Below are 11,905 nucleotides of genomic sequence, written 5' to 3'. Positions count from 1 at the left end.
AGGCCGTCTAACGACCATGGACCGACTCGGGTCTGCGAACCAGCCCAAGATCCAATATCCAGAGCATGCTGTCAACCGATTGAACAACTGTGGGCCATGGTCTGCGCATTCGTCACGATGGCTCTTGATGCCTTTTCCATGAGGCGGGATACAGACTCCGCTTGACCCAACGTGATGGGCTGCCTAGTGTGCATAAAAATATCGCCTTCACAGTTGAGGTCAGAAGGAAAAGAAGACCGGGAGGGGAAGCGATGCATCGAGGCAGGTTTTTTGGGAAAGGTTTGGTCATTGGGGCTGCGGTCTTCAGTGCCTGTCTTGTGAGCACGGTTTGCGCGGTGCGTGCTGCCGAGGCGGAGGACGTGCGCTCGCTGGTGGCCAAGATCCACTGGCTGGGGCATGATAGCTTTCGCATAGACGGCAAGGATGTCGTCCTCTACATCGATCCCTATCACATCAAGGAAGGCCCCATGGCCGACCTTATTCTCATCACCCATGACCATGGGGACCAGGCCTCCCCAGCCGACGTGGCAAAAATCCGTTCACAAAACACCGTGATCGTGACCATAGCCGCCACTGCCCAGAAATTTTCCGGAGACGTTCGAAGCGTGAAGCCCGGCGATACTCTAACGGTCAAAGGCGTGGACGTTCGAGCCCTTCCGGCTTACAACCTCACCAAGTTTCGCAGTCCTGGCATCCCTTACCATCCCAAAGAAGCCGGCCATGTGGGATTCCTCATTACGGTGGACGGCGTGCGGATCTACCACGCAGGGGATACCGATCATATTCCCGAAATGGAGGGGCTTGCCCCGGATGTGGCGCTGCTGCCGGTGAGCGGCACATATGTGATGACGCCGGAAGAAGCGGTGAAGGCGGCCGCGGCCATCGGCCCCAAAGTCGCCCTTCCCATGCATGTGGGCGAAGGCATTGGATCGCTGGACGATGCCGCCCGCTTCAGGCACATGGCGACGGTTCCGGTCATCGTGCTGCCCATAGAAAAATAAGCGCTCATGCTTTAGAAGGGTTGGCTTCAAGAAGGTCGCGAGGGGCTCTGGTCTTCCCAATGAGGGCAAAGAGCCACGGCTTTGAGACCCCCGAGGGAAAACCGAATAATGTGATCGGCTAGCCGGTCGATGAGCTCATCAGAAAAAGGCCGCCCTAGAAGGTATTCCAGGTCCTCCCGGCGCGCCGTAAAGACGGCCCGACACTGATTAATGACGCTCAGTTCGCTGAACAGAAGCCCTTCGTCGTCCATCGGCAATGACGTCAGTTCGGAAAGCAGGTTGAGAAGAAAGCGGCGACGGGGCTCAAGAAGCTGTTGCAGCGCATCTTGAATAAGCCCGGTGGGATTGGCCAGTTCCTGAAAGTAGAGGCGCGTGAACTGCCCGTGGCGGCTCTTTTTCACAAAGTTGAGCAGGAGATGCCGAATCAGATGGGCAAACCGTTCCCGCGGCGGCAGAAGTTCGGACACCAAGGGACCTTCTTCCAAGTCCTTGCGAAAGGCATACTTCCAGGCTTCCACATACAGGGACGCCTTGTCCCCGAAATGGTAATTGACTGCCGCGATATTGGCGCCCGCGCGACGACAGATGTCCGCAAGGCGCGCCCCGCGGTAGCCCTTTTCCGCAAAAACGTCGCACGCCGCATCCAAGAGGCGCGCACGTGTGGCCAGCCCATCGCGTCGCGGTGCCATGGCTTTTCATCCTCTTCCGTCAAAAATAATAAAGCGGCGCGCTTTTCAAGAACGCGAGCCGAAAGTCCCTTGGACCCAAAAGGACGCTTGCGCTGCCTTTTTCTCCAAACGCCCCGCGTGGGTGTTCCGGTGGATCGTGGATTTCCCGTTCCCTTTTGCAGGTCTTCCAGAGAACCGTTGACTTTTTGAAGTCGAGCTTTTAAACGAAAAAATCAAATGAGCATTTGAAGTACATGTTTGGATTTGTCAACCCTTTCTTGGTTGGGGGGATTGCCTATGTCAAGGGACAGAGTGTCTTGGAGTCGACGGCGGCTGCGGGCTTACGCAAGGCCAAGCCTCGAGGCGGTTTATTTCAAAGGCTTGGCCAAAGCCATCGGGCGATGGTCGGCCCTTTTTCTCACTGTCGGACTTGCCGGGTGGGCCGGGCTCGATCCCGCTTTAGGGGCGCCCTCAGGGCCGGCGGAAGACAGACCTGTGCCGGTGGGCGTGATTCCCGTTCAGGTCAAAGACATCAATCCGGCCACGGAGGATGTGGGCCACGTGGAAGCGATGCAATCGGTGGACATTCGGGCCCGCGTGGAGGGTTTTCTTCAGGAGATGCGTTTTCGCGAAAGGGCTCGCGTGCACGCCGGGGATGTTCTTTATGTCATTGAGCCTGACTTTTATAAGGACCGCGTGGAAGCCTCCAAAGCGCAGGTGGCGCAGGCCGAGGCTGCTTTGGAACGTGCCGAGCGTTATCTCAAAAGGCTTCAAGCGGCCCGTTCGGAGAGTGTTCCCGCCACCGACATGGACAATGCAGTGGCAGCGCGCGCCGAGGCGGCAGCACGCCTGCAGGCGGCTAAGGCGCAGTTGGCCATTGACCAGCTCCAGCTGAGCTACACAGTGGTGACCGCGCCCATTGCCGGGCGTATCGGCCGCTCGGCCTACACGGTAGGTAACTTGGTGGGGCCGAGTTCCGCGGCTCTTGCGCGTATCGTCCAGGAGGATCCCATCCGTGTGGTTTATGCCATGAGCGAAAATGACATCGCTTCGGTTCAGGCGGCTTTGCGGGAGGCCTCTTCGGGAAAACACCATCGGGTCTTGTCGCCTTCCTGAAGGCTTTTGGACGGGACGGAGTATGCGTCCACGGGCACCGTGCAGTTTGTGGACAACCAGGTGGATTCAGCCACAGGAACCATTGCGGTGCGGGCCGTTTTTTTCCAATCCCGACGGGCTGCTGATCCCCGGGCAGTACGTCACGGTGCTGGTGAAGCCTCGAGGGCCGAATCCTTTGCCCGTGGTGCCGCAGTCGGCCGTTCTGGTGGATCAGGAAGGCCATTATGTCCTCATTGTCGACGAAGCCGGCCAAGTGGCGTCTCGACACATCAGCCTCGGGCCGGCCCTGGGCACCGAATGGGCGGTGACCTCCGGCTTGTCCAAAGGCGAAAAGGTGATTGTGCAAGGCCTGCAAAAGGTGCTGCCGGGCCAGAAGGTGCGGCCTGAAGTGCTGACCACAAAGGAAAGGTAGCGGTCATGTTTTCACGGATTTTCATTGAACGACCGCGCCTTGCAGCGGTGGTCTCCATCGTCATCACCATCGGAGGGCTGATTGCCCTGGTGAATATTCCCGTGGCGCAATATCCCCAGATTACGCCCCCGGAAATCTTTGTCACCGCCACCTACCCCGGCGCGGGCGCTGAAGTGATTTCGCAAACAGTGGCGGCTCCCATTGAAAAGGAAGTCAACGGGGTGGAAGACATGCTCTACATGTCTTCCACCTGCTCCGACGACGGCACCTATCAGTTGACGGTGACCTTTGCCGTGGGCACCAACCCCGATATCGATCAGGTGAACCCGCAAAACCGGGTGCAACTGGCCACAGCCAAGCTCCCCACGGAGGTGGTGGCTCAGGGCATTACGGTGCGGCGCCGTTCTTCCGACATTATGGCCGCCGTGAGTTTTTATTCGCCCACGGGCAGTCAGAGTATGCTTTCCCTGAGCAATTACGTGAACAACGTGGTGAAAGACGCTTTGGTGCGCCTGCCTGGGGTGAGCGACGTTTTTATCTTTGGGGAGAAGGAATACAGCATTCGCATTTGGATGCATCCGGATCGGCTTACGGCCATGGGGCTGACCGCCGATGATGTCATCGCCGCCGTCCGGCGCCAAAACATTCAAGCGGCTGTCGGGGCCATCGGTAGCCCCCCCGTGGGGCGGACCAGCAGATCCAGTTCACCATTCGAGCCAAGGGCCGGCTGGACAACGCCGAAGAGTTTCGAAACATCATCGTCGGTGGAAACAATTAAGGCGGCTTGGTGCGCCTAAAGGACATTGCCCGGGTTGAACTGGCCGCCAAGGACTATTCCACCGAATCCGTGCTTAATGGCAATCCTGCCACCACATTGGCTGTTTACCGGGCCACCGGGGCCAATGCTTTGGAAACCATGCAGAATGTCCGAGCCGAATTGGAACGCTTGTGGCGGTCCATGCCCGAAGACATGGCCTACGAGATCATTCTGGACACCACCCGGTATGTGTCTTCCGCCGTTCACGAAATCCAATGGACTTTGGGGCTCACCTTTCTTTTGGTGCTCTTGGTCAATTACGTCTTTCTTCAGGACTGGCGCGCGACCCTGGTCCCGACGGCGACCATTCCCGTATCCTTGATCGGAACCTTCGCCGTCCTTTTGGCCTTGGGCTACAACGCCAACACCATTTCTCTCTTTGCCCTGATCATGGCCATCGGTCTTGTGGTGGACGACGCCTTCGTGGTGGTAGAAAACGTGTTTCGCCTCATGGCCGAGGCAAATCTTTCGCCAGAGGACGCAGCGCTCAAGAGCATGGAGCAGGTGACGGGTCCGGTCATCGGCACTACCTTGGTGCTTTTGGCCATTTTCATTCCCGTTGGCTTTATGCCGGGCATTACGGGGCAGCTCTACAAGCAGTTTGCCGTGACGATTTGCACGTCGGTGCTTATTTCCACGCTGTGCGCTCTGCCCCTGAGCCCTGCCATGTGCGCCACCCTGCTTCGGCCGCATCGACCGCCCCAGCGAGGGCCTTTTGCCTGGTTCAATGGCCTGTTGGCCACTGCACGTCGCGGTTATGTGGCGGGATCCGGGCTGCTGATTCGCAAGGGGTTTCTCGGAGCACTTCTTGTGGTGGGTGTCCTTTTGAGCAACGTGTTCCTCTTTCAGCGAAGCCCCACCAGTTTTCTTCCGGAGGAGGATCAGGGCTATTTCTTTGTCAACACTCAGCTTCCGGAAGGAACGTCCTTGGGACGAACCTATAATGTCATGAAGCACATCACGGCCGAGATTCGTTCCGTTGCCGGAGTGAAGGATGTCATTGGGGTGAGCGGATTCAGCCTATTGAGCGGCCGCGCGGCCAACGTCGGATTCGGTATTGCCATAATGAGGCCGTGGAATGAAAGGCCCGGCGCCCGCCTGCACGTGGATGCCATCGTGAAACAGGTTCAGGGGCGACTGGCCGCCATTGCGGAGGCCAACTCCTTTGCGTTTGCGCCGCCAGCCATTATCGGACTGGGTACCACCGGCGGTTTTGATTTCAGGCTTTTGGCGAAAGAAGGCCAAAGCCCTCAGGAGCTCTATGGCGTGGCCCTATCCCTCATGATGGCGGCCAATCAGGATCCTGTGTTATCCCGTGTCTTTACCACCTACACGGCCAATACACCTCAGATCTTTCTTGATGTGGATCGCACCCGCGCCGAATCCGTGAAGGTTCCCATAGGCCGCGTTTTTTCAACAATGCAAGCCCACTTGGGCTCGGCCTACGTCAATGACTTCAATCTGCAGGATCGCACGTACCAGGTGAAGGTTCAGGCCAAAGCGGCATATCGGGACGATCTATCGGACATTCTTAGACTCTACGTGCGCAGTGATGCGGGTACCCTTGTGTCTTTGAGCAGCTTGGCCACCCTTTCCATCACCCTGGGACCTCAGCTGATTAAACGTTACAATCAGTTTCCCAGCGCGGATTTCAGTGGGCAAGCCGTCCCGGGCTACGCCTCTGGCCAGGCCATGGACGCCATGGAGCGGTTGGCATCGAAGGTGTTGCCGCCGAGATACGGTTTTGAATGGTCGTCGGTGTCTTTTCAGGAAAAACAAGCTGCGGGCCAGGTGGTCTGGCTCTTCTTTCTCGCGGTCCTCTTTGGTTATCTGTTCCTGGTCGGCCAATACGAAAGCTGGAACATTCCGCTGGCCATTATCTTTTATGTTCCGGTAGCGTCCCTTGGCGCGATGTTCGGACTGGCCGTGTTGCGCATGCCTCTAAGCATCTATGCCCAGATCGGTTTGGTGCTCTTGGTGGGCTTGTCGGTCAAGAACGCCATTCTCATCGTGGAATTCGCTCGAGAGAGTCGAGAGCACGGCTTGTCTGTTTCCGAAGCCGCGCTGGCCGGTGCCGGCATCCGGTTTCGTCCGGTGCTCATGACCGCATTCACCTTTATTCTCGGGATGGCGCCCATGGTGATCGCCACCGGAGCAGGAGCGGGCAGCCGCCGGGCCATCGGCACCACGGTGTTTTCGGGCATGCTTGTGGGCACGGTCATGGGTATTTTTCTCATTCCCTACCTTTTCTATGTTTTTCAGATGGCGCGGGAAAGAGGTCAGGCGTGGCGCGAAAAACTTCGTGGCGCGCAGGGACACGGCGGAAGGAGGGAGAGGGCCTGATGGGGTCTCGTGGATGCACATTGGGAAAAACAGTTGTGTGGCTCTTCGTTCCGTTGTCGCTCAAGTGGCCTCCTGCGCTCCCGTGGGCCCTCCATACACCGCGCCGGAAATCCATGTCTCCGGGCGCTGGCAGGCTCAGGATGCCGGGCCTTGGGATGCCGGGACCCCAGATGCGGCGACATTGGCACGCTGGTGGAACACTCTGGACGCCCCCGTTCTGACCGATGTGGAAAGCCGGGTCCTTGAGGCCAACAAAGATCTCAAGGTGGCCGTGGCTCGAGTGCGAGAAGCTCGGGTGGTTCTCGGCGCGCAATGATCCGGGCTTTTTCCTACTTTGAATGCAGCCGGGCAGGCTTTTCGGCAGCGCAGCAGTGCCCACGGCACCATGGGCCGTGCGGTGGACACGGAATTTTACCAAGCTGGTTTTGACGCCGGATGGGAACTGGACCTCTTTGGAGGGACTCGGCGGGCCGTGGAAGCGGCCCGTGCCGACTGGCAAGCGGCCGAGGCGGCCCGTGATGCCGTGCAGGCCAGCCTCATGGCCGAAGCGGCTCTGGCCTATGTGGAACTGCGCACCTATCAGGAACGCCTGAATTTGACGCATCAAAACATCGCTGTGCAGGAAGAGACCTACGCTTTGAATCTTTCGCGATACCAGGCGGGCCTCATTGATGAACTGGCCGTCCAGCAGTCGCTTTACAATCTGGAACACACCCGGGCCGCCGTTGCCCCTTGGAAGCGGGCTTGGAGGCGGCCAAGAACCGGCTGGCCGTGCTCCAGGCAACGAACCGGGCGCTTTGGAATCCCTCCTGGGCGAACCCCGTCCCATTCCCACCGTGCCGCCGCGCGTGGCCGTGGGCATTCTCGCCGAAGCGCTTCACAACCGCCCGGATATTCGACAAGCCGAACGGAACCTGGCGGCGGCGACAGCCCGCATCGGTCAGGCCACAGCAGACTTCTACCCCACCTTTCGACTTGTGGGAACCATCGGCCTAGAGTCCCTGAGGGCGGCGGATTTGTGGGAATGGGCCAGCCGTTTTTGGACGATCGGCCCAGCCCTGCAATGGCGACTCTTTGATGCCGGAAAGATTCGCTGGACCATCGAGATTCGCACCGCACAGCACGAGCAGGCCTTTGTGCGTTACGAGTCGGCCCTGTTGCAAGCTCTGGAAGAGGTGAAAAATGCTCTGGTGGCTTTTGCCAAGGAGCAACGGCGCCTGGAACAGATGGAAAAAGCGGTCGCTGCCGCTCAAAGAGCCGCATTTCGGGCCAGAGACCGTTACCAGGCGGGCCTTGTGGATTTTACCGACGTTCTGGATGCGCAGCGCACCCTTCAGAATTTTCAGGATGAACGTGCCCAGAGTCGCGGCGCAGTCACGGCCCACCTCGTTCGGCTCTACAAGGCTCTGGGAGGGGGCTGGCAACCGAGCCCTGTGGAGAATCCATGAGCGTTGCCTGGAAGCACGCCGGCCCGCTGTCAGGGAGGATAGTCGGCAAAGATTTGGCCGCGCTCTTTTAGCCGAAACTGTTGAAGCGCCGCAAGGCCGATAAGCCATCGCGCCTTGTGCCGCTCCTACGGAAGGTGTTCTCGAACATGCAACCGGGCGCGGCGAGCCGCCAGCGTGTTGTTCGGCCCTATTCCATCGACGAGGCTGTCGGAGCGGCACAGCGCCCGACCGATCGCGCCGTGCGCCGCCCCTTCCCATGGAGCCCACCGACTTTTTAAAGACGCCTCTAAGCTTTGGCCAAAAGGTCCGTTAAGCGTTTCTTTTCTCGAGCCGCCCCGTCCCAGTGGGCCACAGCCCCGTCAAAAAAGAGTTTGGCCCATTCCTGGTAGACGGCATCCAGGTTTTTGGGGAAAGGCGCACCGTCGGCGGCCATAAGGCGGCTGATGCCCTCCCAGTCCGGCACGCTTTCTCCGTGTTGCCCCAAAGCCTTTTGGAGGGTGAGCAGGCGTCCTTCTTGGTTGACCACGATGCCGTCTTGTTCCCCAAAGGCGGCCGCTGGCAGTACAACGTGCGCCCATTGGGCTGCGGGACCGAGAATATTTTCTTGAATCACGAGGAATTCCAGACGCCGGATGGATTCCCAGTCTTGCGGCGGGATTTCTTCAAGAAGTGCGCTGTGCTGAAGGTACAAGGCTCGAAGACGGCCTGCCCGCACAACCTCCAGCACGCCGCCTGCGGAAGTTGAAGGAATCGGAGCATCGTCCCAGAGTTCACGAACCCGAGCCACGGCCGAATTATCGTCAAAAGATATACCTCCGGGAAGCAACGTTGGGCTCATCCCCACAAGACACGCCCCAATGGCATTGGCGTAGGGGGCGGCAAGAAACACACCCGCCCTATCTTGTCCGGTCCGCTCGTGCATCGTTGACACCAGGGCCTTGGCGGCCTTGATGGCCAAATGGATTTCCGGCTCACTGAGCTGTTCCAGAGGAGCCAGATCCAGAACCACAGCCACACCGTTCACGGCACTGATGCCATGAACGATGCTTTCCAAGGCGTTTTTGTCCGAGACCTCCACAGTGATGGATTGAAGGGACTCAAGAGCCTCTCGACCGAGAATCTCCTTCAGGCGTTCCATGGCCTTTTCGCCGGTTTTTTCAGCATACTGCACCGCAAGACCCGCCAGCAGATGAGGCCATTTTTTAACATCGGCACTGCAGGCGACAGCGCTCATGCCTCGAAGGGACTCGGGCAGGCGGCCGATACTCCACAGCGGCACCCGCCCGCCGCGGACCGCGCGGCGCACAGACGTTTCCGTCACCGGATTGGTCTCTTCCAATCGGTCTCCAACAATGAGAAAGGCCTGCGCACGCGCCAGCTCAGCCATGGCCGGCACCAACGGCGGCTCGGAACCGGGAATCAGCGTGAGCTGCAGGGCCGCTTGAGCGCTCTTGCGGCCTAAGGTATCCACAAAGGGGGTGGCGAACCGTGTGCGCATCCATTTTTGGAGCAGGTAGAGTCCTTCGCAAGTGGATTGGGGGGATCCCAGGGCACCGACCGATGCAGGGCCGTGCTTCTGGGCCACCGCTCGAAGCCCGTGCACCGCGGCTTCCACCGCTCGGCCCCACGAGACTTCCTTGAGTTCGCCGTTTTCCCGCACCATGGGACGAGCCACCCTTTGGCCGCGCCAATGGTCATCATAGGCCTTAAATCGGCCCTTTCGGCATGTGGAAGCCCGATTGGGGGGCGTGTCCCGCCCGTCGGCGATCCACACAAGCCGTTGCCCCTTGACCTTGAGGTCCACATGGCAGCCATATCCGCAGTGAATGCAGTGGGTGGGAACGGATGTCCAGTCGAGGCGTTCCACGGGACGGCCCTGGCGCCTTTCCATGAGAGCCCCTGTGGGACACAGGTCCACGCACAGACCGCAGGAGACACATCGAGCGTTGAACTTCGGCCAGTCTTTGAAGTCAATGGCGTCGCTGCATTGAACACTCTGGCAGGCCACATAGCAGCGTTCGCAGCGAATGCACTTGTTGGGATCAAGGGCTATGGTGGGATGGGTGTCAATGGCCGCCACGCGCTGAAAGTGGATCTTTTTGCTGGGTTGTTCCCGCCAATCCACCTCAAACTCGTTCATGAGTTCCCGCAGGCGGCAATCAAAGGCGGCGCTGCAACCGCACGCCAGGCACCTTTCGGCTTCCCTGTGGGCCTGGGCTTCATCAAAACCCAGTTCCACTTCCATGAAGGTTTTGAGCCTTCGAGACACTTCCACTTCCGGCATGCGTTCCCGCGGAATGACTTTGTAGACTCCAAAAGGTTCCTTGTCGATCTGATCCAGGGTTCCTTTGCTGATGTTGAAGTGCAGGGGTTCGGGTTCCACGCGCCCTGCCTGGAAAAACCGATTGATGGAATAGGCGGCTTTTCGGCCGTCGGCCAGGGCGGCCACAACGGTCATGGGCCCTCGGAACAAATCGCCCCCGACGAAAACCATTTCTGCCCCGGTGTGCATGCTCCGAGGATCCCCTCCGATGGTGCCCCAGCGGGTGATGGGAATCTGATCCATGCCGGGGTCTTGGTCGGGGGTGAGCAACACCGGGTACTGACCGATGGCACTGATGACCTGGTCCGCCTCCAGAAGGGTTTCCGATCCTTCCACGGGCACGGGACGTCGCCGCCCGCTGGCGTCGGGTTCTCCCAGTTCCATGCGAATGAATTCCAGTTGCCGCACATGGCCGTTGTCGCCGATCACCCGCGTGGGGGCGGCCAGAAGATGGATTTCCACGCCTTCCGCTTCCGCCGCTTCGATTTCCTCATGGCTCGCAGGCATTTCCTTTCGGGATCGGCGATAGAGAATGGTCACCTTTTCAGCTCCCAGCCGCAGGGCGGAGCGCGCGGCATCGATGGCCACGTTGCCTCCACCGATGACCACCACGCGTCGACCCACCTTGATCGGCCTGCCGGCCCCGATGTTTTCCAGAAAATCCACGCCGCTTTCCACGCCCTGGAGTTCCTCGCCGACGATGCCCAGTTTACGACTGGCCCAGGCGCCGATGGCGAGAAAAATGGCCCCGAAGCCCTCCTTTTTCACATCGTCGAGCGTGAAGTCTCGGCCCCAGACGACCCCGGTGCGCACCTTGACCCCCAGGCTCAAAATGCCCTCGATTTCCCAGTCCAGGATTTTCTTGGGCAACCGATATTCGGGGATGCCGTAACGCAGCATACCCCCCAGTTTCTCTCGCGCCTCAAAAATGGTGACGCCATGCCCCATGGCTCTCAGATAGTAGGCGGCACTCAATCCCGCCGGACCACCTCCGATGACGGCCACATGATGTCCCGTATCCGGGGGTACCTGAGGCAGAATGCGCACTCCGGATTTCATTTCAAAATCCGCCAAGAACCGCTTGCAGTGATTAATGTTGACCGGTTCATCGACCAGATGGCGTCGGCAGGCGCCTTCGCACGGATGGGGGCACACACGGCCGATGGTGGCCGGCATGGGAAGCTTTTCTTTGATGAGCCGCACGGCTTCCAGGTATTCCCCGTGGCGAAGAAGCGCCAGATAGCCTTGGATATCCACATTGGCCGGACAGGTCACCGAACACGGGGCGACGCAGTCGCCGTAGTGGGTGTCCAAGAGCAATTCGAGAAGAAGTTTTCTTGTCTGAGCCAGGTCATTGCCCGAGGTGCGAATGACCATGCCGTCGCGCACGGGGGTGCTACAAGCCGCTTTGAACTGTTTTTCTCCTTCCACGGCCACGACGCAGAGCCGGCAGTTTTCTAAAGGGCGCAGCAGGTGGGTGTAGCACAGCGTGGGGATGTAGACCCCTTCCCGCTTGGCCACCTCTAAAATCGTGCTCCCTTCTTGAGCCTGCACCGTCTTTCCATCCAATGTCACCGTCACCGTCTTCGCCATAGAAGCCCTCCGCAGCACAGTGGAATCAATGTTCTTTCACTTCTTTTGTTTTCGGGGCCATGCCCCCCGATACCGAGACGGCACCGGCTTTGAACGCCACGCACAGGGATGCAAAAGCAGCCATCGAACATGGAAGCCGGAGCATAGAAAAGTTCAGCGGGAGCGTAATGGAGAACGAGGCACG

Annotated in this window: 9 protein-coding genes and 1 pseudogene; 8 read left to right on the top strand and 2 right to left on the bottom strand. The window is 59.3% G+C overall.

The annotated features are described in order from the left end of the window. Positions 1-251 precede the first annotated feature (251 nt). Positions 252-1,001: an MBL fold metallo-hydrolase gene (locus ACUVSA_RS12165; RefSeq protein ID WP_445895021.1), complete on the top strand. Its 750-nt coding sequence runs from the start codon at positions 252-254 to the stop codon at positions 999-1,001. Between the two features lie 26 nt (positions 1,002-1,027). Here the strand turns inward: ACUVSA_RS12165 and ACUVSA_RS12160 are convergent, their stop codons facing one another. Continuing rightward, positions 1,028-1,690, bottom strand: coding sequence for a TetR/AcrR family transcriptional regulator (locus ACUVSA_RS12160; RefSeq protein ID WP_445895020.1), 663 nt, complete (start codon positions 1,688-1,690; stop codon positions 1,028-1,030). A gap of 276 nt (positions 1,691-1,966) precedes the next feature. On the opposite strand from ACUVSA_RS12160, the gene ACUVSA_RS12155 reads away from it, so the two are divergent. From ACUVSA_RS12155 to ACUVSA_RS12125, 7 genes and pseudogenes are all read left to right on the top strand, one after another. Next, positions 1,967-2,785 (top strand): efflux RND transporter periplasmic adaptor subunit, encoded by an 819-nt coding sequence (locus ACUVSA_RS12155; protein ID WP_445895019.1) that lies wholly within the window; start codon positions 1,967-1,969, stop codon positions 2,783-2,785. A gap of 46 nt (positions 2,786-2,831) precedes the next feature. Continuing rightward, a complete protein-coding gene (locus ACUVSA_RS12150; RefSeq protein WP_445895018.1) occupies positions 2,832-3,197 on the top strand; it encodes an efflux RND transporter periplasmic adaptor subunit in 366 nt (121 codons plus the stop codon). A gap of 5 nt (positions 3,198-3,202) precedes the next feature. Beyond that, a complete protein-coding gene (locus ACUVSA_RS12145; RefSeq protein ID WP_445895017.1) occupies positions 3,203-3,994 on the top strand; it encodes an efflux RND transporter permease subunit in 792 nt (263 codons plus the stop codon). Next, positions 3,985-6,357, top strand: a complete 2,373-nt coding sequence (locus ACUVSA_RS12140) for an efflux RND transporter permease subunit (RefSeq protein ID WP_445895047.1) — start codon at positions 3,985-3,987, stop codon at positions 6,355-6,357. Before ACUVSA_RS12145 ends, ACUVSA_RS12140 begins: the two co-directional genes overlap by 10 nt. Before the next feature lie 13 nt (positions 6,358-6,370). After that, complete coding sequence (locus ACUVSA_RS12135; RefSeq protein WP_445895016.1) at positions 6,371-6,673, top strand: hypothetical protein; 303 nt, start codon at positions 6,371-6,373, stop codon at positions 6,671-6,673. Positions 6,674-6,742: 69 nt separating this feature from the next. Continuing rightward, positions 6,743-7,018 (top strand): annotated as a pseudogene (locus ACUVSA_RS12130) (TolC family protein); the annotation flags it as partial. A 10-nt stretch (positions 7,019-7,028) separates the two neighbouring features. After that, the gene (locus ACUVSA_RS12125; RefSeq protein WP_445895015.1) at positions 7,029-7,805 is read left to right on the top strand and encodes a TolC family protein; all 777 of its coding nucleotides are present in this window, start codon (positions 7,029-7,031) and stop codon (positions 7,803-7,805) included. Between the two features lie 286 nt (positions 7,806-8,091). On the opposite strand, the gene ACUVSA_RS12120 is transcribed toward ACUVSA_RS12125, so the two are convergent. Continuing rightward, the gene (locus tag ACUVSA_RS12120; protein WP_445895014.1) at positions 8,092-11,721 is read right to left on the bottom strand and encodes an NAD(P)-binding protein; all 3,630 of its coding nucleotides are present in this window, start codon (positions 11,719-11,721) and stop codon (positions 8,092-8,094) included. Between the last annotated feature and the right edge of the window lie 184 nt (positions 11,722-11,905).

This window comes from Desulfosoma sp. (assembly GCF_052743555.1).
This window is presented reverse-complemented; position numbering and strand designations above follow the sequence as displayed.